The sequence below is a fragment of the Okeania sp. SIO2B3 genome, assembly GCF_010672525.1.
Taxonomy (GTDB): domain Bacteria; phylum Cyanobacteriota; class Cyanobacteriia; order Cyanobacteriales; family Microcoleaceae; genus Okeania.
In genome coordinates this window covers 70986-96735 of the sequence record NZ_JAAHGH010000007.1, presented here as the reverse complement: position 1 = coordinate 96735, position 25750 = coordinate 70986, and the positions used below count along the sequence as shown (strand labels likewise).

The 25750-nt window shown below is 37.5% G+C and carries 21 protein-coding genes; 12 read left to right on the top strand and 9 right to left on the bottom strand.

Annotated elements, in window-relative coordinates; all coding sequences use genetic code 11:
- Nucleotides 1–693 precede the first annotated feature (693 nt).
- The 4 genes from F6K15_RS08765 to F6K15_RS08750 all read left to right on the top strand — a co-directional run bounded on the left by F6K15_RS08765 (nucleotide 694) and on the right by F6K15_RS08750 (nucleotide 6221).
- Nucleotides 694–1512, top strand: a complete 819-nt coding sequence (locus F6K15_RS08765; RefSeq protein WP_293059874.1) for a sensor histidine kinase KdpD — start codon at nucleotides 694–696, stop codon at nucleotides 1510–1512.
- A 1134-nt stretch (nucleotides 1513–2646) separates the two neighbouring features.
- The gene (locus F6K15_RS08760) at nucleotides 2647–2964 is read left to right on the top strand and encodes a DUF2605 domain-containing protein (RefSeq protein ID WP_202223823.1); all 318 of its coding nucleotides are present in this window, start codon (nucleotides 2647–2649) and stop codon (nucleotides 2962–2964) included.
- Between the two features lie 258 nt (nucleotides 2965–3222).
- Nucleotides 3223–3540, top strand: a complete 318-nt coding sequence (locus F6K15_RS08755) for a DUF2973 domain-containing protein (protein ID WP_293060176.1) — start codon at nucleotides 3223–3225, stop codon at nucleotides 3538–3540.
- Between the two features lie 602 nt (nucleotides 3541–4142).
- Nucleotides 4143–6221 carry a DICT sensory domain-containing protein gene (locus F6K15_RS08750; protein WP_293059863.1) on the top strand — a complete coding sequence of 693 codons (2079 nt, stop codon included), beginning with the start codon at nucleotides 4143–4145 and terminating at the stop codon, nucleotides 6219–6221.
- A 16-nt stretch (nucleotides 6222–6237) separates the two neighbouring features.
- Here the strand turns inward: F6K15_RS08750 and F6K15_RS08745 are convergent, their stop codons facing one another.
- Nucleotides 6238–6567: an STAS domain-containing protein gene (locus F6K15_RS08745; protein ID WP_293059860.1), complete on the bottom strand. Its 330-nt coding sequence runs from the start codon at nucleotides 6565–6567 to the stop codon at nucleotides 6238–6240.
- 1320 nt (nucleotides 6568–7887) lie between these two features.
- On the opposite strand from F6K15_RS08745, the gene F6K15_RS08740 reads away from it, so the two are divergent.
- The 3 genes from F6K15_RS08740 to F6K15_RS08730 all read left to right on the top strand — a co-directional run bounded on the left by F6K15_RS08740 (nucleotide 7888) and on the right by F6K15_RS08730 (nucleotide 12157).
- Entirely contained in the window at nucleotides 7888–8316 is a 429-nt protein-coding gene (locus F6K15_RS08740; protein WP_293059857.1) for a photosystem I reaction center subunit II PsaD, read from the top strand.
- Between the two features lie 832 nt (nucleotides 8317–9148).
- Complete coding sequence (gene trpE / locus F6K15_RS08735) at nucleotides 9149–10684, top strand: anthranilate synthase component I (protein WP_293059854.1); 1536 nt, start codon at nucleotides 9149–9151, stop codon at nucleotides 10682–10684.
- A gap of 528 nt (nucleotides 10685–11212) precedes the next feature.
- Nucleotides 11213–12157, top strand: coding sequence for a Spy/CpxP family protein refolding chaperone (locus F6K15_RS08730; RefSeq protein ID WP_293059851.1), 945 nt, complete (start codon nucleotides 11213–11215; stop codon nucleotides 12155–12157).
- 160 nt (nucleotides 12158–12317) lie between these two features.
- Here the strand turns inward: F6K15_RS08730 and F6K15_RS08725 are convergent, their stop codons facing one another.
- From F6K15_RS08725 to F6K15_RS08690, 8 genes are all read right to left on the bottom strand, one after another.
- Nucleotides 12318–13172 (bottom strand): class I SAM-dependent methyltransferase, encoded by an 855-nt coding sequence (locus F6K15_RS08725; RefSeq protein WP_293059848.1) that lies wholly within the window; start codon nucleotides 13170–13172, stop codon nucleotides 12318–12320.
- Nucleotides 13173–14007: 835 nt separating this feature from the next.
- Nucleotides 14008–15027, bottom strand: a complete 1020-nt coding sequence (locus F6K15_RS08720) for a zinc-binding alcohol dehydrogenase family protein (RefSeq protein ID WP_293059845.1) — start codon at nucleotides 15025–15027, stop codon at nucleotides 14008–14010.
- Nucleotides 15028–15336: 309 nt separating this feature from the next.
- Nucleotides 15337–16200 carry a DUF4437 domain-containing protein gene (locus F6K15_RS08715; RefSeq protein ID WP_293059843.1) on the bottom strand — a complete coding sequence of 288 codons (864 nt, stop codon included), beginning with the start codon at nucleotides 16198–16200 and terminating at the stop codon, nucleotides 15337–15339.
- A gap of 44 nt (nucleotides 16201–16244) precedes the next feature.
- The gene (locus F6K15_RS08710; protein ID WP_293059840.1) at nucleotides 16245–17042 is read right to left on the bottom strand and encodes an SDR family NAD(P)-dependent oxidoreductase; all 798 of its coding nucleotides are present in this window, start codon (nucleotides 17040–17042) and stop codon (nucleotides 16245–16247) included.
- A 13-nt stretch (nucleotides 17043–17055) separates the two neighbouring features.
- A complete protein-coding gene (locus F6K15_RS08705) occupies nucleotides 17056–18024 on the bottom strand; it encodes an LLM class oxidoreductase (protein WP_293059837.1) in 969 nt (322 codons plus the stop codon).
- A gap of 38 nt (nucleotides 18025–18062) precedes the next feature.
- Nucleotides 18063–18215, bottom strand: a complete 153-nt coding sequence (locus tag F6K15_RS08700; protein ID WP_293059834.1) for a hypothetical protein — start codon at nucleotides 18213–18215, stop codon at nucleotides 18063–18065.
- Nucleotides 18216–18312: 97 nt separating this feature from the next.
- Nucleotides 18313–18438: a hypothetical protein gene (locus F6K15_RS08695; protein ID WP_293059831.1), complete on the bottom strand. Its 126-nt coding sequence runs from the start codon at nucleotides 18436–18438 to the stop codon at nucleotides 18313–18315.
- A 32-nt stretch (nucleotides 18439–18470) separates the two neighbouring features.
- Nucleotides 18471–19316: an enoyl-CoA hydratase/isomerase family protein gene (locus F6K15_RS08690; protein WP_293059829.1), complete on the bottom strand. Its 846-nt coding sequence runs from the start codon at nucleotides 19314–19316 to the stop codon at nucleotides 18471–18473.
- Between the two features lie 575 nt (nucleotides 19317–19891).
- On the opposite strand from F6K15_RS08690, the gene F6K15_RS08685 reads away from it, so the two are divergent.
- The 5 genes from F6K15_RS08685 (at nucleotide 19892) to F6K15_RS08665 (ending at nucleotide 25544) form a co-directional block, all read left to right on the top strand.
- Entirely contained in the window at nucleotides 19892–20248 is a 357-nt protein-coding gene (locus tag F6K15_RS08685; protein ID WP_293059826.1) for a helix-turn-helix domain-containing protein, read from the top strand.
- 221 nt (nucleotides 20249–20469) lie between these two features.
- Nucleotides 20470–21798, top strand: a complete 1329-nt coding sequence (locus F6K15_RS08680) for a Rieske 2Fe-2S domain-containing protein (RefSeq protein WP_293059823.1) — start codon at nucleotides 20470–20472, stop codon at nucleotides 21796–21798.
- Between the two features lie 476 nt (nucleotides 21799–22274).
- On the top strand, nucleotides 22275–22559 hold the full coding sequence (locus F6K15_RS08675) for a DUF2282 domain-containing protein (RefSeq protein ID WP_293059820.1): 285 nt from the start codon (nucleotides 22275–22277) through the stop codon (nucleotides 22557–22559).
- A gap of 647 nt (nucleotides 22560–23206) precedes the next feature.
- The gene (locus F6K15_RS08670) at nucleotides 23207–24124 is read left to right on the top strand and encodes a DUF692 domain-containing protein (protein WP_293059817.1); all 918 of its coding nucleotides are present in this window, start codon (nucleotides 23207–23209) and stop codon (nucleotides 24122–24124) included.
- 607 nt (nucleotides 24125–24731) lie between these two features.
- Nucleotides 24732–25544 (top strand): DUF2063 domain-containing protein, encoded by an 813-nt coding sequence (locus tag F6K15_RS08665; protein ID WP_293059814.1) that lies wholly within the window; start codon nucleotides 24732–24734, stop codon nucleotides 25542–25544.
- Nucleotides 25545–25750 lie beyond the last annotated feature (206 nt).

The following is a 25750-nucleotide window of genomic DNA, read 5'->3' as shown; positions in this document are numbered from 1 at the left end:
GGATGAACAACAGTGCTTCATGGGAGCAAGATATGAGCAAAGGAGTAAGATGCTCCCACTACTTTTGTCCTTGACCAAAATACTGACAATATACCACCATTACAATGCACCACCACCAAGAATAAAATATACTTGTATACTTTAGTAGTAGTTTTGACTACTCCCCGCAGCTGTTGCCGAGGGGATTCTAAGTTGATACCGCGCAACAGGATAAATCCTTGTTGCTTCGTTTTTTCTTAGCTGACCAAAGATAAACTCTTTGGGGACAATTTAATTGTGCCCCCTACACAGTCGGCTTAAGTTTAACCCTAGCCTTCTGTTTACTTTTGTCTAAACATTTCTATATTAAGATAATAGCACAGGACAACTTTAGTTGTCTATTCTAAACGACTCGCTTGTTTTCATCCCCCGGTTAAAACACGGGGGCTTTCAAGCTCGCTTTTCGGTAAAAATAATTTTGCCTACCTATTTAACCAGACTATAAAATATACAATTAATTTGGTATAACTACTTAATACAGATATCAAAAGTTAAAAATTAAAATCATGAATATATAGACTAAAAGCTTTCTTTGAAAATAAATTTATCAAATTATTTCACATATTAAATATTGAATTATTTGTGAAATAATTTGAGTGCATTAATGCCACGAATACAACTTAACAATAACTATCTCCCACTTAATTTTTTGTAATGACTAAAGAATCTATTACTCAATCTTCTAATATAGTTAAAAATAAGCTACTCAGTCTTTTGACCCAAGAAATGTTAACTCCGTTAACTTCTGTGATGGGGATGGCAAGTGTTCTCAACCAAGAAATCTATGGTTCTCTAACTGATAAACAGAGAAAATATGTAGAAGTTATTAATGAAAGAAGTCGATATTTACAATTGCTAGTTGAAGAAATTATTGCCTTAACAAAACTAGATGAGTCTGGCCAAACTTCAGAAAAAACTCCCGTTGATGTGAAAAATATCTGTCAGCAGATAGTAAGAGACCTAGAGCCAGAAATAGTTCATCAGCAGATAAAAGTTCAGTTATTAGCTGGGTCTAGCGATCGGGTTTGTTTTTTTGATAAAATAATTTTAGAACAAACATTATACAACTTAATTTATAGTGTAATTAAATCTACAGGTTCAGGGAGTGGAGTAAAAATTCATTTGTCTGAAAAGCAAGAAGAATTTAATATTGCAGTGTGGGTTTCTCATCCTATTCTTGGAGATAATCTTCCTCATGCTCAACTATATTACCAAAAGTTATCAGAAATTGAAAATCAGGACAATCAGTCTAGCTTAATGCTAAATAGATTACAGCTAACATTTGATGAGCTAACAACAATAGTTTTTGGCAAAATGTCAACACAAGGAGAAAATGTTGCAGCTAACCCTACCCGCGATCTATTAGCATTATTATTAAGTTGTCAGTTAGCTGAACAAAATGGTGGCTCTTTCTGGGTTCAAGGTTCTACAGAATTAGGCTATCGATATATTTTAACTCTGCCACTTTATTAAGTAGGGAACTTTCAATAATTAATAATTAATAATTAATAATTAATAATTACCTTTCCTTGAAAAGAAGAGGATTTAAGCTTAAGGAAAATTTTTTCTTCTCTTGGTCGATTGGATATGGCGAGGAGACCTCGCCATCCCTCGACCGCTTTTTCTCCTTTAAATAGGGCTTGCTGATTAAATCTCAAAGCATTGACATATAAAGACAAGTGCCTTTTTGGGGTCTTTAAAAAGTGCCTAGTATCACGTCTAAAACGCTCAAAAAGGAGCGTATTTTAGGCTCATAGTTGGGCAGAACAATCTTGGGATAATTCTTACTCCTACTTTCTCGCTCATTCCCATTTCTCCCCTCCTGGGAGCAGGGCTGTTTCATTCTCGCGAAAAACAGAGGAGGAGATAGATAGATGGGTATAACAGGAAAATTTTGGAAAAATAGTCAGGATTTCGGCCAAATTTATCAATTATCCTTGAAGGTAAATTAACGAATTTTTGTTATTTGACCTAATTTAGTCAGAGTAGAGGGGGAAGAGGGGGGAGTAAGAATTTTGTCTACAGTCCTCACTTATAGTGTATTTTTCAATACAATTTTCTCCCGAAAAAGCCGCTCCCAGACTTACCCATAACTTGTCTTTTTTGTCTACGTTTATGTTAAGAAAGATGTTTATAAAGCATAGCTCCCAGGAGGGGAGGGGAAGACAGGAGACAGCAATTCTGAAGAAAATCATAGCTGCCGTGATTGAGTAATCAATTAAGCAAGTATTTATGCGTAAATTTTTGACTCAGAATTTGATCAACGAAAAAAGTAATTGAGATGATTTGCATAGTATAAATACCTACTAAGCTGCGGATTTACATACTACTTTTTATGCTGCTAAGTGTGGGACAAAAAGTAGTATGTAACGAAATTCACAATAATTTTTGTCAGCAATAGCATTTTTTATACTTTTAATTTGTATAAATTAATCATATTTTTGGGATAAAATGATTATCAAAGGTGACTGGCTTTGGCTCTAAAATTCTTACTCCCTTAGTTTTCAAGTCTCAAGCTCCCTTGAAAAACATCTATTCTGGAAAATATTAAAAATTGTAAAGAGTGTTAAGATTAAGATGATAGAACTAAGAAATTAATTTAGAAAAATGATAAATCCAAAACTGCCTGAACCAGATTTACTTAAAGCAGTACTGCAACCCTTGTTAGAAGATTTTCAGTATTGGTTTGAGCGTTCCCGTCAGTTATTGGAAAGAGAAAAAATTCCTTTTCTGAGTAGCACTGAACAATTCGACCTACTTAACAGAGTTAAGCAAGCTCAACAAGAAGTGAGTACAGCACAAACTCTTTTTCATGCAACTGAAGGTCAAGTTGGGGTAGAAACTACAGTGCTTATGCCTTGGCATCACTTACTAACGGAATGTTGGCAAGTTTCAATGCGATTCCGCAAAGAACAATCTAGATAGAATTGCTCATTACACTCAAACTTAGGTATCAAGTCCTGAACCAAGAAATCAGATTGAGTTAACTTTTAACAATAAAAGTTGATGATTTGATAAATGTTAATTTATTCTAAAAGCACTATCTTCTCTGGAAATGATGATGACTGACCCAGATAATTTATGGCCATCAAGTTCATCTAGAGTTAAGTAGAGATAAAATAAGAAAAATTGTTTAAACTTTTTTAAAATTTGCTAAGTGCCTATATGGCCCTGGAGAAAACTATGTTACATCTGCTTTATATCCTAGCCTTTACTACTGTTGCTGTTTTGGCTGTTCGTAATTTAATCCGTAGTCTATTAACTGTGGGCCTTGAGTCTCAATCTTCCCCCTCAAACCGAGGATGGTCTTCTGGTGATTCTTATTCTCAGTCTCGTAGAATTCCACATCCGGAACTATTAGATGAATCTGGGAATTTTATTGATGAACCTTTATTGGTGATGCGTTCCGTTAATGTACAAGAAGCTCGTCAACAGTTGGATGCTATTTATAATTCTGAGCTGGAATCTAGTAGTGAAACTAGAGATGAGAAGGATCAATAAAAACGACAGCAACCAATGCAAAATTTGTAAAAATCCCAAGATATACATCAAAAGTCTAAAACGCTTAATTATCTAGTTATCATGTATTTTTTGTACAATCACATTGATAATTGATGTAGCAGAAAATTGATAAAAACTTAAAAACTTGCTATTGCTTTGTTTCAAAAAAACTGATAATAGCAAGTTATTTTTATAATTTTAAAATGCCAAATATTTGAGATATAGCGCTACGCGCAAGTTAGAAGTCAAAACTCAAAAGTCAAAAGTAATCTTTGACGCTCGTTTTTCCTAGGTCAATGCTCCGCAAACAGGGTTTAGTAGTGTTCTAACCTAAATCCGTAGTGCGATAAAATAATTTATACTTGTACAAAATGCCCGACTATAAACAAGGGATCGAATAAAACTAAAGAATAAAAGACTCTACAGTGTTAACATTAACAATGTATATTTGATATTATAGCACTACGCAAATAGGTTAGGACGTTTATAAATGCTCAAACGAGTGTCAGGGATTACTTCTGACTTCTGTACGTCGCCAATCCGACGGCTCCCCTATGCGCGTAGCGCTATAGTAGTGCAGTAGGGTAAAGATTAACCGCCAGATGACCATCCCTAAATCCGTATTGGCAGAACTGGTGCAAGAGATTCCGCAGTTGAGACCACAAATTTACTTTAAGACATCCCTGACTGCTCTATCTCATGCAATGGAAGACCAGGTCTTAGCAAGCTCTGATCAACCTCTGGTAATTGCAACTTTTCAGCAAGAGCGTTTTTATCGTCAGGAAGCTCATCGTTATCGACGAATTGCTAACCTAACATCCCAAGTATATGTACTAGCAGCACCAGAAACAGCATTTAAAAATTCTTCTGAGTATTACGAAACAATAGCTTTCAGTACTCAAGAGACTCTAAGTAAGGAATGGAATTTACTGGTACTTGGTCAACAGTATTCAAGTTGCTTGATTTGTAATGAGTGTGTTAATTCTGGCAATGATGAAACATATAAGTTAATTGCTATGGATCAGGCACGTCGGTTTGAAGGTCTCTGGACTTTTGACCGTCAAGTATGTGTCCAAGCTGCTATATTTTTACTGAATAGAATTGTTAAGTATAGACCAGAATTAGAAGAAAAAGTACAAGCAGCACGAGAAATTTATGGCATCAATGTTGATGTAGGGATGGGAAGAAAATCTGGCAAAATCAAATCTAGCTCTAATCGTCGTTACCAAAATAAAGTCTCAAAAGTAGTTACTCAAAACCCTCAATTCCACGATCCTTTTGCCCAACGTTTGGTGACTTATTTACAGGCAAGTCAATATAAGTTACTTAAAGCATATCGCTCGATCGCCGCTCAGGAACAAAAACAGCGCCTGATTAATATTATTTCTAATGCCATGAGGCGATCGCTAGACCCTGATGAGATTATTAGAGTAGCAGTGCAAGAATTGGGAGAAGCACTTTTAGCTTGCCGATGTTTAATTTATCAATGTCGAGCTTTAGATGCCACAGCAACTATTACACATGAATATTTAAGTTCATCAGTTACATCTGTGGTTAATCAAGAATGGCCTTTACAAGATAATCCTTTATTTCAAAAGGTTGTTCAAATTCAAGAGTATGTCTATGTAGAAGATACAAGCTTACTACCTAATTATTGTTTGACAGAAACATCACAAGGATCTAAATTTCAGGCCAAAAACTGTATCGAAACATTAATATCTCAATGGGAAATTAAGAGCTGGTTAATGGTACCTTTGCTTTATCAAGGAAGACTGTTAGGTATGGTGGAACTACACCACTGTGGATCATATCCCCATAATTGGTCTGATGACAAAATAGATTTAGTACAAGCGATCGCTACTCAATTAGGTATAACTTTGATCCAGGCGGAAACTTATGTCCACTTGGAAGAATTAAATCAACAATTAGAAGCTCTGGACCGGACTCGTAGTAATTTAATTGCAATTACTGGCCATGAGCTACGGACACCTTTATCCACTATTCAAGTTTGCCTTGAAAGTTTGAGTCAAGAACCAGATATGCCTGCAGAGTTACGTCAAGTTATGTTGGAAACTGCCCTAGCAGATGCAGATAGAATGCGTCATCTTGTGCAAGATTTCTTAACATTGTCTCATTTAGAGAGTGGTACGGTTGAGTGGAATGTAGAATATCTGCCTCTATTAGAATGTGTTGATTTGGCTCTGAGTAGTATTCGTGCCCATCACTCACAAAAAGATTTACCGAATATTACTACTGAGGTATCGACAGAACTACCTTTAGTCTTAGCTGATGGAGAATGGTTAGTGGAGGTATTGTCAAAACTTCTGGATAATGCTTGTAAGTTTACTCAGTCTGAAGGAACAGTAATGATTGGAGCTACTTCTAACGGGAATAATATGTTAGAAGTGACGGTCTCTGATACTGGCCGTGGCATTGAACCTAAGCGCCTAGAAGCTGTATTTGATCGTTTTTATCAAGAGGAAGGTGCTTTACGACGAAGTGTTGGTGGTACAGGTTTAGGTTTAGCTATTTGTCGGCAGATTATTACTCGTTTGGGAGGAAAAATTTGGGCAAAGTCAGAGGGGAAAAATCGTGGTAGTCAGTTTCACTTTACAATTCCAATTGTTAGTAATAGTGAACAAAATAGAGAAGGAAAATCAAAAAATAAGAAACAAACCTAATTCATCAACTTAGTAGCTAGCAAAGTAGTAGTTTAGGTTTTAATGAATAGAGAAATGATTTGTCTTCTAAAAAATGAAATTCTTGGTCTAATCCAGTTAGTTGAAAAACTAATTGAATATCATCTTGGATATTGAATAGATATAATAAACATCCTCTTTTTTCCGATATTTTGCGGATAATAACTAAAGTAGTTAATCCAAAGTTATTAATTTTGTTGACTAACCCCATATCTATTATACAGTAGAAATTTCGTGTTTTGTCGATTAGTTTGTCTACTATTTGCTTTAGTTGATGACTTCTCTTGAAATCTAAGTTGCCTTGAGGGCGAAATAAAATTGCTTTCATATAGTCCGTTGTAATTAAATAAATGAAGGTGAAAAATAGCTTTTCGTTTTATAGAACTTCTCTTGCATAAGTTAGGAAAACCCGCGACTTTTTTGATCTTAAGATGTCATTGTGAGGTGGCGATCAGAGCGTTAACTATTGGGTAAAATCACTAAGAAAGCCGTAGAAAAAGGCTTATCACAAAGAAGAAATAGGATATTTATTCCCTCCAATTGATTTATGCAAGATGTCTAGTATTAAAAATTGCTAATCAAGTGTAATCGGTAATTATTAGCTTTCACCAAAAATTAGTTACTATAGTATTTCCAATAAACACAAATATTGCGGTTTTTTATTCTACCAAAAATATCTATAGCAATTATCTTTCGGTTATGCCAAAATATTCTGAAAAAATCAAAAGGCAACAAAGCCCTCAAAAAATGCTATATGTAGCAATCTTAATTTGAGTTGTGGTAAGCATTCAGCCAGCCTCCTGGGGAGGAACTGCGGACTTCAGCTATTGCTTTTAGTTTTATATAAAAGCTTTAATAATTGAGTCAGAATTTATACTTACTACAAAAGCTGGCTGAAACAGTCTATATTTATTTAAACTTTCCTCATGAGAGCTGAGAGCTGACAATTAATAGCTGTTTGCGCAGCATTCAGCAGGAAATGCTTACGAGTTGTGAGATATTGTAGACCTTTAGAGAACAGCTTAACTAAGAGTAAAAAGTCGTTAATTGATCAGAAATAATTTGGGATTACTCTCAATAGAGTAATTAACAATATAGTGTTATTATTCAATTATTTATCTAGACTAAAATTAAATCATAGTAAAATTCAAGAGGACTATTGCAATTACCCTCTTTTTTTACTTTAACTATAACCGAAAAAAAAGAATGATACTCTCTTGAGTCAATGGCAATTAGTAGTAGACGCTCCACAGCTAAAACTGTGCAATAGACATCTCCTACATGCATAGGGAACACCGGAGCTGGGAACAGGGACCCACCCCTAACCCAACCCACCCCCGCCCCTCCCAGGAGGGGAATAATTGATAATTTATGGATCAGAATTGATTTGATGTTTGACTTTTGGAGATGTCTAATAGATTTTTGTCTCTAGTTGTCCCCTACTCCCCTACTCCCCTGCTCCCCTACTCCCTAATGCACCATTTAAGGTGTGTCAGTCCAGTAGTTATATGATGTTCGGTACATGATATTAATGGCCTGTAGAGTGGCCAGAGTCCTAAATTATCCTTTTGTAACAGAACCTTACAATTTCTTAAACCTGGGTAACTGTGGTGATAGGATTCCATAAAAAGGTTCATATCAAAAATCTATGGCAGACGAACTAACAGGTCAACCCCCTATTTTCGGTGGCAGTACTGGTGGCTTACTGACCAAGGCCGAAGTTGAAGAAAAGTACGCTATTACCTGGACTAGCTCAAAAGAGCAGGTATTTGAAATGCCTACAGGTGGTGCAGCTATTATGAATGAAGGTGAAAACCTACTATACTTGGCTCGCAAAGAGCAATGCTTGGCCCTCGGCACTCAACTAAGGACTAAATTTAAGCCCAAAATTGAGGACTTCAAAATCTATCGGATTTTCCCTGATGGTTCTACCGAGTACCTACATCCGAAAGATGGAGTCTTCCCTGAAAAGGTTAATGAAGGACGTCCTTATGTAGGTAAGATCGACCGCAACATTGGCAGTAACCCAGAACCTGCTGCTCTCAAGTTTACTGGTAAGAAATCATACGACCCATAAGTTGTAATTAATCAGTAGACCTCTCCAAAAATACCAATTTTGGAGAAGCACCTATCAGGATTTCAAAACCTTTTCTGGAAATGTCCAGTAGATAAAACCCACCGCCTGCGTTGAGGTTTCCTCCGCATCAAGACGGAGCAAGAAAGCTTGTAAAGAAGGTTGGGCAAGGATATGAGTAAGTTTGTTTAATACTAACTTATTTGCATCTATTTAAGAATCTGTGTTTAGCTATGCGTTTGATACCGCGGAGTGTTGCGTTAGCAAAACAAAATCTTCCGTTATAATTGCATGATTTAACGGTAAGAATGTGAATTCCTATCAATTCAATATCAACACCTTGGCTTCCAGATATTTCATCTGAGGCTGAGGTTTTAATTTTATAGCAGTTGAAGGAAAGGTGAGGACATACAGCAAATTCCATCAGACGTGAGGTACAGCGGGCAAGATGCCCGCACTACAAACATTCTCTCGTTAATATCTGTACTTAATATACGACCGAATCTGCTGTATCAAAAGCTGAAAACTCAGACAACGCCAGATTTTTCCTTCTGCTTTTCCTAGGTCATGCTGCCCAAACAGCATAGCTACCTTCTGCTATAGAACCCATTTGAGATCTATTTAAAAAGAGATGGGAAGTTGGGGAGCTGCGGAGTTGGGTAGTAGGGGAATAGGGGAGTATTTTTCAACCTTCTTTCCTTATGCCTACCCTCTACCTCCTGACTCCTGAGGACTGACTTCTGACTCCTGGGCAAGAAACTGAATCGCTGACAAAGATACCAAATGGGTTCTATCAGAGTCGCTGCTGAATCTCAAATCTAAGACTTCAAAATTTATGATATTCCCAGACTTCTCCCAATTTTCCCAACTAGCAAAACAAGGTAACTTTGTTCCTGTCTACCAAGAATGGGTAGCAGACCTCGATACTCCTGTTTCTGCTTGGTATCGTGTCTGCGCGGGTCAACCATACAGTTTTTTACTAGAATCAGTTGAAGGTGGGGAGAAAATCGGACGCTATAGTTTTCTTGGCTGTGACCCATTGTGGACATTGGAAGCAAGAGGCGATCGCACTACCCAAACCTACCGGGATGGTACGGTAAAAATTTTTGAAGGCGACCCATTTGATACTCTAGATAACTGTCTGCGAAACTATCAACCTGTCAAACTACCTCAACTACCACCTGATATTGGTGGCTTATTTGGTTTTTGGGGTTATGAGTTGATTCGGTGGATCGAACCTCGTGTAACTGTTTACCCATCTACTGAAAATGATTTACCTGATGGTTTGTGGATGCAGGTTGATAATCTTTTGGTTTTTGACCAGGTAAAACGGAAGATTTGGGCGATCGCCTATGCAGACCTCCGCTCTCCAGAGGTAAATTTAGAGGCAGCTTATCAACAAGCGTGCGATCGTGTTTCTCAGTTAGTAGATAAATTGCAATCTCCTCTATCACAACAAGATACTTTACTAGAATGGCAACCACCAGGTGGAAAAAGTCGAGAAGTTGGAGACATTTATAGTAGTAATACACCCCGCGAACAATTTTGTGCCAACGTGGAAAAAGCTAAAGACTACATCAAAGCAGGAGATATTTTTCAAGTAGTTATCTCGCAACAACTTTCAACGGAATATACAGGGGAGCCATTTGCTCTTTATCGTTCCCTACGATTAATTAATCCTTCTCCCTACATGGCTTATTTTAATTTTGGTGATTGGCAAATCATTGGTTCGAGTCCGGAAGTTATGGTGAAAGCAGAAAATACCCCTGATGGCAAACGTCTTGCTACGGTTAGACCAATTGCCGGAACTCGTCCTCGTGGTAAAACTTATGCAGAAGATAATGCTTTAGCTGAGGAGTTGTTGCAAGACCCAAAAGAAAGAGCGGAACATATTATGTTAGTCGATCTAGGTCGGAATGATTTGGGTCGTGTTTGCCGAGTAGGAACGGTAAAAGTTGACGAGTTAATGATAATTGAACGTTATTCTCATGTGATGCACATTGTTAGTAATGTGGTGGGAGAATTGGCAGATGATAAAACTGCTTGGGATTTATTGAAGGCTTGTTTTCCAGCGGGTACTGTTAGCGGTGCGCCGAAAATTCGGGCGATGGAAATTATTAATGAATTAGAACCTTGTCGCCGGGGTGCTTATTCTGGGGTTTATGGACATTATGATTTTGAGGGTCAGTTGAATAGTGCTATTACGATTAGAACTATGGTTGTTCGGCCGAAAAATGATGGTAAACACACGGTAACTGTGCAAGCAGGAGCTGGTTTGGTTGCTGATTCTGTGCCGGAAACAGAGTATGAGGAAAGTATTAATAAAGCTAGAGGTTTGTTGGAGGCAATTAGGTGTTTGAAAAATAGTTAAAATTTTTGCCAAAAATTTAGCTCCACTCTTGATCTCAAGATTGGTTGGAGACCCGCGCTCTCCCGATGCTCCCCTTTGAGAGGAGCCAGAATTTCCTACGGAATGCTCCACAAACAGGAGTAATGAGAATTATAGAAGAGGTAGCCAGAAAAATCTTCCCTTGGTTTTCTTCCACTATCTTGCTTAGGACTTACGCATAACTATAGTAGGGGCAAACGGCCGTTTGCCCCTACAAATGGTGTATAATTTCGTATTTTGCGTAAGTCCTGTTGCTGAAAATCCTAGATTTTTGAACCATTACCACCTAAAAGCTAGGATTTTATTAGTACTTAAAAAGGCTAAAACATTTATATGTAAAGAGTTTGATATTTAATCAGCAAGCCCTAAATAAACATCTAATCAGATAATTGTAGGACTAAAGTCCTAGAAGAATTTAGGACTTTGATCTCAGGTTATTTAATAGTCGCTACTTGTAGGATAGAACATAAGTAAACACTCAATCAAAAAAATTAATTGGGAATAAACACAATGAAACGTCGTTCTTTGGCTATATTATTTGGCATTATTGCCATCATTCTTTTTGCTAATCCTTTGAAAGTTCTTGCCCAACCTCAAAATTTGAATCTGACTCCCGAACAAAAAACTCAGTGGGAAGAAATTAGGACGCAAACCAAAGCTCAAATTCAAAATATTCTAGCCCCCGAACAGCAGGAACAGTTCCAAATTTTAACTTCACAAGGTGAACGAAGACGAGAAGGAATTCAGCAGTTAAATCTCTCTGAAGAGCAAAAAACTCAAGTACGCGAAATCATACAGTCATCACGCCCACAAATGAGAAATGTTTTAACTGAAGAACAACTAGAGCAATTTCGTCTGAAAGTTCTTGCCCAACGTGAAAATTTGAATCTGACTCCCGAACAAAAAACTCAGTCAGAAGAAATCAGGGTACAAACTAAAGCTCAAATTCAAAATATTCTCACCCCCGAGCAGCAGGAACAGTTCCAAACTTTAACTTCACAAGGTCAAGGAAAACGAGAAGCAATTAAGCAATTAAATCTTTCTGGAGAGCAAAAAACTCAAATGCGCGAAATCATGCAGTCATTACGCCAAAAAATAGCAAATGTTTTAACTGAAGAACAATTTGGGCAATTTCGCCTGAGAGTTCTTGCCCAAATTGAAAATTTGAATCTGACTCCTGAACAGAAAACTCAGTGGGAAGAAATTAGGGCACAAACCAAAGCTCAAATTCAAAATATTCTCACCCCCGAACAGCAAGAACAGTTCCAAACTTTAACTTCACAAGCTCAACAAAGACGAGAAGCAATTAAGCAGTTAAATTTCTCTGGAGAGCAAAAAACTCAAGTCCGGGAAATCATGCAGTCATCACGCCAACAAATTGCAAATATTTTCACTGAAGAACAACTTGGGCAATTTCGTCAACAAAGACAAATACGACTACTAAAAAATCAGTAATTTACAGCGGATTCCACTTTGGTGATTAATCGCGGGCAAGATGCCCGCACTACAAATATTCTAATTCCCAGCATTTGAGCCATCGATGTGCTGCACTCTTGGATGCCTAAATTTCTCCTCACCGTCGAAAGCTCAGAAGAAGGAATCAGGGCGTGGAGTGTCAAAATTTGGTATTGTTATATTTTTTGGCAGTAATTGCAAACTCAAGCAAATTAGATTCATATTTATCTCCGGCAACATTTGCAAAAAACTCATTAACAACAAAGCCATTACTTTCTAATTCATTTTTTAGTGTTTCTGTACTGAAATACTGTAGCCAGTTGTAAACAATACGTTTTTTGTTTTTTTCAATGATTGTGTATTTGTCTAAACTTACTTTTTCGATTTCATATATGAATAAATTTACAAAACAATAGTATTCTTCTGACGACCAAAAATTATTTAGATGATTATGTTCATAAAATGCTGACTCTTGTTTTTTGTTGAAACTTTTTATTGAATAGACATCAAGTAAAAGAGAACCATTCTGTTTTAATAGCGATGAAAATTTTTGAAGTAGTGTTTTCCTTTGTTCTGGACTCAGTGCACAAAAATCACACATTATCATGGTGATTAGATCAAATTTTTCAGATGTTTGAAAGTCTAAATAATTTGTATTTACATAATTGATTTTCAAACTATTTTCTTTTGCTACCTGTTGAGCATAGTTCAGAGAATTTTTTGAAAAATCAATTCCTGTTACTGATGCGCCTTTTTGGGCAAATCTTGTTGTATACAAACCAGGGCCACAACCAAAATCAGCAATAGAGCAGTTCTCATCTATGTTAAAATATTCAGTTATCCATTTAGCGGAGCGATCTATAAAAGCCTTGTTTCGAGAAGAAAGGTCAATATCTTCACTTAAATGATATTCCAGCATAACATTAGCTGTATGCTCATTCGTCCACAATTCATTGGCTGTATAAAATTCAAATGGCTTAGGCTTAGAATTTATTTCTTTTATCTCATCAAACATGATTTTATCACACCTTTAGGTTTTGTTTCGGTTTAGTACAGATGGGTTCTAGAGAGAAGTAATATCATGTTCGGTTGAACAGTTATAAATAAACGATTAAGGAGTCAGGAGTCAGGAGGGAAGAAAGAAGAAAAAGGAGAAAATTTTTTTATCACTAATTATCCGGACATGATATAATTCTTGGATAGAAAGATGTAAAAGTTTAGTTAAAAACTTTTATGTTTTGTTAGATTTATGCTTAAAAGATTAACGATTGCTTAGATATTAAATAAATTTAATCAGATTTTTAGTATAGTCATTTCAATTTAAAGTGAGATGCCTACTGCCTTGTGATGATAGCCTTCATAGCTAAATCTTTGTATCATTCTTATTTGAAATGACTATATAATATCAAATCCGCCTAATTGCACATAGATCCAATAACGTCATAATCAGGATTTTAAGCTATTAGACATCTCCAATAATAAAAAATAAAATCAATTGTTCTAGATAAATTATCAATTCTTCCCCTCCCAGGAGGGGTTAGGGCTTCCCTACTCCCTACTCCCTCTTTTCTAGGTCTATTGATTGTGAGGTTATTTAACCGGATTTGATATAACAGGACTTACGCAAAGACACTTTGTATAGAGTCCAGTAACTATTGGACAATAGTTATGAGTACTATATATAGCGTATCTGCGTAAGTCCTAACTTCTTGACTTTTGACTTTTGACTTTTGACTTATATTTTTATGCTACGTTTTGTCGTGCGGAATGTAGGCTTAAAGCTTCTTCCTTCTTCCTTACCTTCTCTATACAATACCGATGCTACCGGACATGATATAAGTTGTTCAAGATTAATTCCATTCAGCTAAAACAATTTTTCCGATACTTCTACCCTTTTCAAGACGTTGATGAACATCCCGTAAGTTTTTAGCATTGATCGGTTTGACTACCTCATTGCAAGTTGTAATAATTACACCATCTTCGATCAGTTGACTCAACTCATTAAGTAAATTACCTTGCTCTACCATATCTTTTGTTTGATACATGGAGCGAGTGAACATAAATTCCCAAACAAAGCCAGCACTCTTACTCTTTAAAGTTTCCATGTCTAAGGGTTGTTCGTTTTCCACAATAGAACAAATCGTGCCTTGGGGTTTAATAGCTTTAGTCATAGCTTGCCAGTGACCATCAGTGTCATTCAAGCACAGAATATAATCGACATTTTGATAACCAATTTTCTCGATTTCCTCCGCAAGATTATTGCGATGATTGACCACTTCATCGGCACCCATTTTTTGACACCAAGCAATAGTTTCAGGACGAGAAGCTGTAGCAATAACATTAAGTTTGGCTAACTTTTTCGCTATTTGAATCGCAATAGAACCCACTCCCCCTGCACCATTGATAATTAAAATTGATTTGCCTGCATCTGCTCCTTTTTTATCAATATTCAATCTTTCAAAAAGAGCTTCCCAAGCAGTGATACCAGTAAGAGGAAAAGCTGCTGCATGAGCAAAATCTAAATTCTGGGGTTTGCGACCAACAATTCTGGCATCCACCAAATGAAATTCACTGTTGCTACCAGGACGAGTAATATCTCCTGCATAATAAACCTCATCTCCCGCTTGAAATTCTGTTACTGCTTCTCCAACTTCTACCACTACACCTGCTGCATCCCAACCAAGAATGCGGGGTTCGGATTCAATCTTATCTTGAGGAGAGCGGACTTTATAATCTACTGGGTTAACAGAAATAGCTTTAACCTGTACCAGTAAATCTTTGCCCTTAGCTGTGGGTTTAGGGATTTCAACGTCTAACAGACTATTTTCGTTGTTAATGGGTAAATATTGAGTTAAACCTACTGCTTTCATCGATTTTACCTCCAAATTTTAAATATTATTAGGTTATTAGGAACGGCCGAGATGATACTAATTCCCATACATTAGCGCTATACTTGGGCAATACTTCAGTTGTCAACTAATCGGTACAAGCAAAATCACTTTTTTGCTAATTTTAGCTAAGTTAATGTTAATTACTCTGATGTTTGCTTCTCCCTGTACGGACTTTGCATACAACGTCCCTACCTACTACCCTATTTCCCCTCCTGGGAGGGGTTAGGGGTGGGTCCCCTGCTCAATAAAAGGTAGAAAAGTTTTGGAGAAATGGTATTACTTCTTGGGCTACGCAGGAATAACATCAAACTTACCATTAGTGCGTACATAGATGATGCTCTCCTCTGTTGCTTTAGACGAGACTTGATGCACCGACTCTTCCTTCAAGCTGAAATAACTGCCCGGCACTAAGGTCTTGAGATCGGTCTCACTCGTCACTTGGTACTGTGGTTGACCTTGGATTACCACAGCGTGGAATGTCGAGCCGTGGCTAAGTATCTTACCAGTAAATCCAGCCGGTAGCTTGACAAAACTCCCGTATAATTGATTGTCCTGCGGGTTGCCCCAAAGAAAAGCTACCTTTGGTCCATTGGCAGAGGCTGGCATTCCGGGCTGGTCAATCCAAACAATGTTCGATGGGTCCACGTTAATCGGCTTATCATCGCTAGGAAACGCCTCCTCAGTGGGAAGGACAAGATACGGCCCTTCATCGATCTCTATGTATGCCAGGTTGTTGCTACCCTCGGCAGCAGTAATGTGTACACCTCCGGCTGGCTGCGTCCAGAAAGAACCCGTCGGCAGCCACATCTTCTCCGCATTCGGGTCATCGTTGTGAACTGTGCCACTAATAGCCACTCCACGGTAGGTGATATTGTGAATGTGAGGTGGGGACGAGAAGCCGTCCACAAACTGAACGAGGAAGCCTGACGGCCCGGAGCCAGTGCGATCGCCCCAAAGAGTACCAGCCCTCGGGCTTTGGTCGCCACGGGCGGGGTTGAGGGGTCCCCACTCGACTTCGGACCTCAAGACGACCTCAGAGGTTGGCTTGGCTACTAATTCCGGCTCGATGCTTTGGGATGTTACCTGCGCGCAACCCAAAGCGGTTACGAAGAGTGCAAGTGCGAGTAATAAAAACCTTCTTATATTCTTCATGGGGAAAATTTTTGGTAATCACTTATTTAATGTACTACTAAAGTTTAAGCTAAAACCATCTCAATAACACGTACAATATCTTGGCATTTCCGTGTATTAAGTACATCGGGATGGGGAGAGACAAACTGACCTAAATCGTTGTCGAAATACTTGCCTGAAGCAGTTTTGAACTCATCCGTTAGTGCTGCACGAGTCAGTATTTCTGCTCCGATGCGGATATCGCCACCAGCTACTCCAAATGCCTGCTTTACCATTTTGCTGCCAAGCATCGATCCAGGGTTAATTGCGACGATCATAGGACCGTTACCCTCAAGGGAAACTGCTAGACTGCGCGACCACATTGTAAGCGCTAGTTTGCTTTGTGCATAGGCTGCTCCGTCGGACAACTTGACTCGTCCAGCCAGTGCTTCTGCTTGAACGGTTGATTGAGCAGCGGAGGAAAGATTAATCACCCTTCCTGAAGTACCGAGCAGTGGTAATAGCTTTTGTGTAAGCAAATAAGGAGCGATGGTATTGACAGCAAAGCGTACATCAAGTCCATCCTGGGTGATCGGCTCGGACGCATTATAGACACCTGCATTATTGATTAGCACATCAAGCTTAGAGTGCTTTTCTGCCACAGTTTTCGCTAGCACCTCGACATTATCCATAATCGACAGATCGGCCACATAGATTTCAATACGTCCGCTACCTTTGAGTTCAAGAAGCGTTTTTTGCACTTGTTCGAGCTTTTTTGGATTACGACCATGCAATAACACATGGTGCCCCAGTGAAGTCAGCATCTTCGCTGTTTCCAGTCCAATACCATCGGTAGAGCCAGTAATTAAAATAGTTTTTTGCATGGCTTTGTCTCCTTTATCCATTGAATTCTGGCAGGATCTCATATGCTAAACGTTTTAGTGTTGTATCAATATCAGCTCTATTAAAGCGCAGGTTCAGTGCAACATGATTTACACCGATATCTTCCCGTGATTTCAAATAATCTCGAAGATAGTTGACTCCCAGGCGAAATCCTAAGTGGATAGGTTGGGGAGGGGTATTAGGTGATTCGACCAAATCAATATAAAGTGGTTCCATAATGGGTTGGGCAGACCTTCCTACTTTCCGAACTAGCTTTTGCCAATCTTTGATTATTTGTGCCTGCAATGCAGCATTACGGGGATAGAGCATCCAGCCATCTCCATTTTGTGCAATCCATTCATGGCTTTGCTGACTATTTCCTGTAATAAGCAGTGGCAGTTTTCTTGAACTAGGCTTGGGCAACATATCTATAGAGCCATTCGTGCCACCATAGGTGTTCTCAAAACTAGGTGCATTATCGCCCATGAACCTAATATAGTCATAGCTTTCACGAAATCGTTTTCCGCGATCGGCAAAAGGTAAGTTTAGTGCTGGATACTCTTGTGGTCGATCGCCAGAGGCAATGCCTAAAATGAGTCTTCCACCTGACAATACATCAGCGCTAGCAGCGGCTTTGGCAACGTGAGCTGGATGCCTCAATGGTAAAATAATACTAGCAACACCAAGTGCAATTCGCTCAGTTTGACCAGCGAGCAAACCTAAATAGACAAAAGGGTCATAGATTTGACCAGCGTCACCAAAAGATGGCACATTAAATGGTACATCACGCAACCAAACAGCAGAAAATCCAAGTTCTTCTGCCAATTGAATGTGTTCTATGTGTTGAACCATGGAAGGCACCGCCCCTGATGAGTAATTCTCGATTGGTACCACTAATCCAACACTCAGCCGTCCCAAACGAAATACTGAATTGTATCCCTTGTTAATGGATTGAAATCCTAACTTGTTTGTTTTCTCAAGCATTTTAAATTCCAGTCAGTATAGCCTTTTGGCCATTAGCCTTATTTCGCAAAACCACCAAAAGGTTTGAGCAAAAGTGGATTTAGAGCAGCGTGACGTTCTCGTAAGCTCTCCGGTAGGTCACCCAGATGTACCATGCGTGTAGGTTCTGCTGCCGCAACCCAACGCTCTGCATGGCGGTCCCATGTGTCCACATGAATATGTGCGGCTTCAATATCGTTGAAACGTTCGTAGACTAAAACATCGCCGTTATCAGAAACGTAATATTGATAGTTTAACGTACCTTCTTTTTCAGTATTTCAAGCCTCCGACTAAAGCTGGAGGTACTGATAACTGATAACTGATAACTGATAACTGATAACTGAAATGACCATCTTTGATTTTTGCTTCGACTATCCATCCTATATTCTCAAACATCAGTTTCTCCTTTGTTTTCGAGTTTATGCTCATTATTCGATTTCCTGAATAGCAATAACTCCTTGCTCCCAGTTACGCTGGTTCTCTATATCATTTTGAAGGCTTGTGTCATCTGCGATTTGGAAACGCTTAATTGCTGGTGTTTTGCTTGTTGCCTGATAGAGCCAGTAAGCTTCTTCCTTTAGCGCTTCTTCGATTGGTTTATCAATTGAAGCATAGACTGCCTGCTTACAAGCATTAATCGAATCAGCGGGGAAATGGGCAATGCGTTTTGCTAACTCATCAACATAAGCACCAATTTTATCCGCATCGAGAGCTTTATTAATAGTGCCATAGGCTTCTGCTTCGTCCGCATCAAAATCACGGGCACTTAAAATAATTTCCAATGCCCGGCCCAAACCTGCCTGACGCGCCATGCGTGATGCGCCACCACCACAAGGCAGGATGCCCATACCAACTTCCATCTGCATGAACTTTGCCTTACCACGAGCTGCAAAGCGCATATCACAAGCTAGTGCAAATTCATGGCCGCCACCCCGTGCGAACCCTTCGATTTTAGCGATAGTCGCCTGTGGCAGTTTACTAATACGCTCCAGTGTTGTCTGTAGATAGAGCAGTTCTACCTCGTCGCGCGATACTGCTGTTGTAGACATATCTTTGAGGAAATTAGTATCGGCATGAGCTACAAAAATCTCTGGGTGGGCAGACTGGAAAACAACAACTTTGATGCTGCGATCGCCTTCAAGATTTTCCGCCAAAAGATTTAGATCGTCTAGCATAGGAATGCCTTGAACATTCACAGGAGGGTAATCAAAAGTAACAGTAAGGATTGCTCCATCTTTTGTCGCCTTGAATGTAGTGTAGTTGTCATAAGTCATATCTATCTCCTTTTGCAAGTTGTTAAAAATTGAACATCTAAAAGTTTACTCATGGGATACATAACGAAGTCAAAAGTCAGAAGTCAGTAGGGGCGAATGGCCATTCGCCCGTACAGAAGTTAACCCACCCCCGCCCCTCCCAGGAGGGGAGCCAGGAGGGGAAGTAGGGGATTTGAGCTTCGCTCCAAAAATATTGCGCCTTAAAAAGCGGGGTTGCGCGACCCTTATGATTTTGATAATTGGGAAACTGCGTAGCTTCAGCTCACAAAGGAACAATTGCAGAACAGTTATAGCGCTGTGCGCAAGCAACAGCTCATCTGGCAACAGCTCATCTGGGGGAATAAATTGCTGACAATATAAGATTTTAGCTATTTAGCCCCTCCTGCAATTTGTAAATATACCAGCGCTCATTGCTACATAAGTGTCCGCGAAATAAAACCAATTGTTCCTTCTTCCCTCTGCCTTCGTTTATGAGTTATATGATTAAAAGTATAATAAAAATGCAAATAATGACAAGTACGTACATTTTTTTTATATAGTGAGTTAAAAGTAACTATTGAAAGGTTTAGAGAATTATGACGCAGAAAAATAATTACGATCATCCCTATGGGTGTTCTGTCGAAGCCACTTTATCGGTGATTGGTGGGCGGTGGAAACCTGTTATTATTTTTAATCTCTTGCAGAATGATGTTTTACGCTTGGGCGAATTGAAGAAAAAAATTCAAGGCGTTACGCAGCGTATGCTTGTTAATCAATTACGCGAATTGGAAAAAGATAATATTGTCGCGCGAAAAGTCTATGCTGAAGTGCCGCCACGAGTAGAATATTCCCTGACAAATTATGGTCGTACTCTGGAGCCAATTATGATTTCTATGAGAGATTGGGGTGCCAAGCATATGAATGTAAAATGTGATGAGTCCTCGTCTTTGTAAAGTAATAAAAATTAACTCGTTAAAGTCGTTAAGCTCTCTAAAAACATGATTTCATGGAAGTCAGAATGGGCGAAGTGAAATTTGATAGACTTAAAGTATTGACGCTTACAATAATTTCAGCCTATGATTCCACATCATCAGTTGCTGACTATTTGTGACATCCTTACAGTAAATTGGTATAGATGAGACAAATTGACCTAAAAACTACTACCTAAAATAAAATGCAAACCGAATTTAATTTTTTTCAGCACTGGTATCCTCTTTCTCCCATTGAAGACCTCGATCCAGAAATACCTGTTCCGGTAACTCTGCTGGGAATACGTCTAGTCATCTGGAAGCCAAGATATTCTGAGAATTACCAGGTATTTTTAGATTCATGTCCTCACCGTTTAGCACCATTAAGTGAAGGTCGTGTTGATGAGAAAACTGGTAATTTAATGTGTAGTTATCATGGTTGGCAATTTGATGCTCAAGGAATTTGTACTCATATTCCCCAAGCTGAAAATCAGCAAATTATAGCAAAAAATCAACAAAATTTCTGTGTAACTGCGTTACCAGTGCGTCAGGAAAAGGATTTACTCTGGGTTTGGCCTGATGCGAAAACAGCAGACCTAGCTGCTACTACACCCCTACCATTGTCACCACAAATAGATGCTGAAAAAGGTTTTGTGTGGTCTTCTTATGTCCGCGATCTGGAATATGGTTGGGAAATTTTAGTCGAAAATTTAGCAGATCCTAGTCATGCTCCTTTTGCTCATCATGGTGTACTGGGTAGTAGAGATAAAGCAAGACCTATACCTATGGAGATTCTGCAATCTACAATTAATTTAGTTGAAGTTTCTATTTCAAAAGGCTTCACAAAAATTACTTTTGAACCTCCTTGTAGGTTAGAATATGCAACTACTATTGGTGATAGTGGTAAGAAAGTGGCACTTGTTACTTATTGTATACCAGTATCTCCTGGTAAATCTAGAATTATTGCTCAATCTGCTAGGAATTTTGGCAAAACACTTCACAGGTTTAAACCCCGTTGGTGGGATCATATTAAAACTCGAAATTTGCTTATAGATGGAGATATGATTCTACTAAACCAGCAAGAGCATTTACTGCAAAAAAGGCAACTAAGTGAAAGTTGGAAAACAGCTTATAAGTTACCTACAAGTGCAGACCGTTTAGTGATTCAATTTAGGAGTTGGTTTGATAAGTATTGTGATGGTAAATTACCTTGGAGTGAAGTCGGAATTAGTGATTCCAATAGTTATCTAATAAATAATAATCATGCCTTCTTATTGGATCGTTATCAACAACATACTCAGCATTGTAGTAGTTGTCGGCAGGCATTGAAAAATCTACAAAGATTACAAATTTTACTTCTAACTTATTTCATAATTATTGTGTCTGGAGTAGCTATTTTTCCAGATAATTTGCGAATCAAAATAGGTTTGCCTTTAGTAATTACAGCAGTTTTAGGAATAGGAATTTATGGTTGGTTAAAATTGTGGTTAATTCCTCAATTTTACTTTGTTGATTATATCCATGCTAAGAAGTAGAAGCTAGGATAGTCATTTCAGTTATCAGTTGTCACAAATTATTTAATAGTTTTGTACTTATGTTATGACTGCCATCTTTTTTGGTATAAATTAATGAAATAGAATTTCCATAAATATAACTGCTGAGGAAAACCTTCGTTTTATTAGTTAAATTAATATCATCAACTTGATTAACTGAAAACAAGCATCTAAAATTTCATTCTTTTGAATAGTCGTTGAATAGAAGGTAGAGGAGAAATCAGAATAAATTACCTAATAATTATTTATCAATTAAGCAAATTTTATCTGATGAGGAATAGGGTTTAACTAAGTTCTGAAGTTCTGTAGGAATGACCAGACCTTAGTGCAAAAAATACTCACTAACTCTTTACCACTTTCTCAGGTGAATCTCAGATTTTTCATAGACTATCTTAATATCGATACTAAATACTTTATAAGTGTAAGGTTGAACTAAATTAATTGGAGAAAATAATATTATGAAAAACATCAACAAAAAGTTAGTTGTAGCTAGTGCAATAACTGGTGTCTTAGCTGTTGGTCTTACTACTTTTGGTAATAGTCAGGAAGCTCTTGCTGGCAAAGAAGGTATGGAAAAATGTGCTGGTATTGTGAAAAAAGGTATGAATGATTGTGGTGCTAATGGCCATGACTGTGCAGGTAAGGCTGCAAAAGATTCAGATCCTAATGAGTGGATTTATGTTGCTGAGGGTACTTGCGAGAAAATTGTTGGTGCAAGAATTTATGTTCCAGAATCTAAATAGATATCAACTAAAATTTTCAGTGATTATAACAAAATTTGTGGCATCTTTGAATAGAGTCATGATTTGATTCATAGAGTATAGCAGAGGAAAATTTTCTATAGATAGATACCTTTTCCTCTATTTATCTCTGTTGAATCAAATCACATAAAAATTCAAGAATGCCATATTTTTTTATGGGTACATCTCAATGCGTGAATAAAGCCAAAAATTTATTGCTTTTAGGGAATAGGGAATAGGTAATACCATTTCTCAAAAACTTTTCTACATTTTGTTGAGCAGGGGACCTACCCCTAGCCCCTCCCCCTCCCAGGAGGGGAAATAGGGGAGTGGGTAGGGACGTTGCATAAGGGTGTCCGTACAGGGAGAAAAAAACATAATAATAATGAATATTAAATTAGCTAAGATTAGCAAAAAAATGATTCTGTTTCTGCTAATTAGTTGATAACTGAAGTATTGCGCAAGTATAGCACTAATGCATGGGAATTGGTATAATAAGGAATAGAAAAAAAGTGTTTTTACAAATATAATATCCACTCAATTGGGGTTTGTAGATGTGTAGAGACAACTTTTCGACCAAATCTACTTTTCCAGTTATTCGGTTTTTTCTTCTTCCTTCTTCCTTCTTTCTTCTTCATAAAAAACAGTTTATGACAACCAAAATAGAATCTCAAAAACTAGAATTTGATGTTAATCCAAAGTGGCAAAGTAAGGGAGATTTACCCTACATTCAGTCATCATCAATTCAAGGTTCAGGAATTGCCTTACGTTCGCTCCATTATCAATATATTCTGACTGAAAAACCGAAAGTAAATTGGTTTGAAGTTTTATCAGATAACTATTTTTGTGCTGGTGGTTTGCCACTATTTAATTTAGAAAAAATTCGTCAAGATTATCCTGTTACTTTACATGGAGTAGGAATGTCTTTGGGTTCAACAGACCCATTAAATTTAGATTATTTAACTCGCTTAAAAAATTTAGCAGCAAAAGTTGAACCTGCTCTAATATCCGATCATTTATCTTGGATATCTGTTAAGGGTCACTATCTTAACGATTTAATTCCGCTTGTTTATACAGAAAAGGTGATGGATTTTGTGGCATCCCGTATTCTGCAAGTACAAGAGTTTTTAGGTAGGGAAATTTTAATTGAAAATCCTTCCCCATATTTAACTTTTACAGATTCAACTATGTCGGAATGGGAGTTTATTGAGGGATTAGTAAAAAAAGCTGACTGTTACTTACTTCTGGATATAAATAATCTTTATGTTAATGCTATAAATAATGGAATTGACCCTCTAAAATATCTGGATAGTATTCCACCAACAAGGGTTAAACAAATTCATTTAGCAGGTTATGAAGAAAAGGAAAATTATCTATTAGATACTCACGGTTATCCAGTTCATCCTCCAGTTTGGGAGTTGTATGAAGAAGCTTTAGTCAGATTTGGCAGTATACCTACTTTAATAGAATGGGATACAGATATTCCGAGTTTTGAAGTGTTAATGGCAGAAGCAAATAAAGCTGAAAAATTGTTGCAAAAGGTCAGTTCATTAATGGATAATGGATAATGAATAATGAATAATGAATAATGAATAATGAATAATGGATAATGAATAATGAATAATGGATAATTACCTTTCCCTAAAAGCTATCCATTATAAGCAAAATTATTTACAAAAGTGGATAATGCTTATTATCAAAAGCTTACCTAATAATTAATAATTAATCATTATTAATTATTAGGTAAGCTTACTCTGCCTCCCCTTGGCTGCGCCGCGAGCTGTCGCTCTACAAGGGGAAAATAAAGAAATAATATTTCCTTATGTTCAATCAAGAACGGTTTTAACCAGAGGTAATTATCCATTATCAATTATCAATTATCAATTAATGAAGAGCATTTTGTTGGTTTTACAAGCTTTGACAAATTGACTAACTTGTGTACTCCTAAAAGTTGTTTTTTGTCGTTGCGATCGCAACGACACTAGGAGCTTTCAGACTCTAATTCATTAAATGATATTTTTGTCAAGTTTTATGTTAAGAAAGATGTTTATAAAGCATAGAGGGGCGGGGTTGGGTTAGGGGTAGGTTAACTTCTGACTTCTGACACGCGTTAATTTTTTCCCCTTGAAAGGGGAGGCTTTTAATCTGAATTATTTAATTATTAATTATTTGATAATGGAAAATATTACTCTACAAAATTTATTTCTCCAAGCTGTTTGGGAAAAAGACAGTATTAGTATAGAAGAATTAAGTAAACATATTAAGGCACCAAATAATTTAACACCTGCGGAAGGTTTGGCAATTTACAGGGGTAATGTTGTTGGGAATTTGAGTAATACATTAATGTCAATTTATCCTGTGTTATGTCAGTTAGTGGGAGAAAAATTTTTTGAAGCAACTGCATTAAAGTTTATTAATCAATTTCCTTGTTTATCACCTGATTTAGGAGATTATGGAGAGGAGTTTGCAGATTTCCTGGCAGATTTTGAACCAGTAAAACATTTACCATATCTGCCAGATATTGCCCGTTTAGAATGGCATTGGCATCGAGTTTTTTGTGGTGAAGATACAAAGGGTTTAGATTTTCAAGCTTTGGGTGAAGTTCCTCAAGAAAAATGGGGAGAGTTGATTTTGTATTTACCGAAAAATAGTGTTTTATTAGAGTCTATTTATCCTATTCATAGGATTTGGCAAGTAAATCAACCTGATTATCAAGGGGATAAAATGGTAAGTCTAGATGAAGGTGGAGTAAAAATATTTTTGTGGCGACAGGGTTATGATATGCGAATTGATTTACCAAACAATGAAGAATGGGAATTACTAAAGATTTTTCAAGAGAATTATCCATTTGAAATTGTTTGTGAAAAAGTCGCCGATCTGGAGCTTAAAGTTGATGTTGGTTCATTACTTCCATTATTTGTACAGCGAGGTTGGATTAGTAATTTTTGTATCAAGAAGGAAGAAGGAAGAGGGAAGAAGGAAGAATAAACAGACATTGAAGAAAAAAATAGGTATAGCAGAAGGAAGAAGAAAGAAGGAAAAATATTATGTTGTTTGAGTTTTAAGCTTTTGAGCTTTTGAGCTGCCCTAAACTTTCCTTCGACTGCTATAAAAAGTCATTTCAGTTATCAGTTATCAGTACCTCTGAAATAAGGAGGCTTGAAATACGGAATTCTCTTTTTTTTATCCCCTTA

Excerpts from the sequence above, each read along its gene's own strand:
- F6K15_RS08765 (WP_293059874.1), top strand. The coding sequence starts at position 694 with ATGACTAAAGAATCTATTACTCAATCTTCTAATATAGTTAAAAATAAG.
- F6K15_RS08760 (WP_202223823.1), top strand. The coding sequence starts at position 2,647 with ATGATAAATCCAAAACTGCCTGAACCAGATTTACTTAAAGCAGTACTG.
- F6K15_RS08755 (WP_293060176.1), top strand. The coding sequence starts at position 3,223 with ATGTTACATCTGCTTTATATCCTAGCCTTTACTACTGTTGCTGTTTTG.
- F6K15_RS08750 (WP_293059863.1), top strand. The coding sequence starts at position 4,143 with ATGACCATCCCTAAATCCGTATTGGCAGAACTGGTGCAAGAGATTCCG.
- F6K15_RS08745 (WP_293059860.1), bottom strand. The coding sequence starts at position 6,567 with ATGAAAGCAATTTTATTTCGCCCTCAAGGCAACTTAGATTTCAAGAGA.
- F6K15_RS08740 (WP_293059857.1), top strand. The coding sequence starts at position 7,888 with ATGGCAGACGAACTAACAGGTCAACCCCCTATTTTCGGTGGCAGTACT.
- trpE (WP_293059854.1), top strand. The coding sequence starts at position 9,149 with ATGATATTCCCAGACTTCTCCCAATTTTCCCAACTAGCAAAACAAGGT.
- F6K15_RS08730 (WP_293059851.1), top strand. The coding sequence starts at position 11,213 with ATGAAACGTCGTTCTTTGGCTATATTATTTGGCATTATTGCCATCATT.
- F6K15_RS08725 (WP_293059848.1), bottom strand. The coding sequence starts at position 13,172 with ATGTTTGATGAGATAAAAGAAATAAATTCTAAGCCTAAGCCATTTGAA.
- F6K15_RS08720 (WP_293059845.1), bottom strand. The coding sequence starts at position 15,027 with ATGAAAGCAGTAGGTTTAACTCAATATTTACCCATTAACAACGAAAAT.
- F6K15_RS08715 (WP_293059843.1), bottom strand. The coding sequence starts at position 16,200 with ATGAAGAATATAAGAAGGTTTTTATTACTCGCACTTGCACTCTTCGTA.
- F6K15_RS08710 (WP_293059840.1), bottom strand. The coding sequence starts at position 17,042 with ATGCAAAAAACTATTTTAATTACTGGCTCTACCGATGGTATTGGACTG.
- F6K15_RS08705 (WP_293059837.1), bottom strand. The coding sequence starts at position 18,024 with ATGCTTGAGAAAACAAACAAGTTAGGATTTCAATCCATTAACAAGGGA.
- F6K15_RS08695 (WP_293059831.1), bottom strand. The coding sequence starts at position 18,438 with ATGTTTGAGAATATAGGATGGATAGTCGAAGCAAAAATCAAAGATGGT.
- F6K15_RS08690 (WP_293059829.1), bottom strand. The coding sequence starts at position 19,316 with ATGACTTATGACAACTACACTACATTCAAGGCGACAAAAGATGGAGCA.
- F6K15_RS08685 (WP_293059826.1), top strand. The coding sequence starts at position 19,892 with ATGACGCAGAAAAATAATTACGATCATCCCTATGGGTGTTCTGTCGAA.
- F6K15_RS08680 (WP_293059823.1), top strand. The coding sequence starts at position 20,470 with ATGCAAACCGAATTTAATTTTTTTCAGCACTGGTATCCTCTTTCTCCC.
- F6K15_RS08675 (WP_293059820.1), top strand. The coding sequence starts at position 22,275 with ATGAAAAACATCAACAAAAAGTTAGTTGTAGCTAGTGCAATAACTGGT.
- F6K15_RS08670 (WP_293059817.1), top strand. The coding sequence starts at position 23,207 with ATGACAACCAAAATAGAATCTCAAAAACTAGAATTTGATGTTAATCCA.
- F6K15_RS08665 (WP_293059814.1), top strand. The coding sequence starts at position 24,732 with ATGGAAAATATTACTCTACAAAATTTATTTCTCCAAGCTGTTTGGGAA.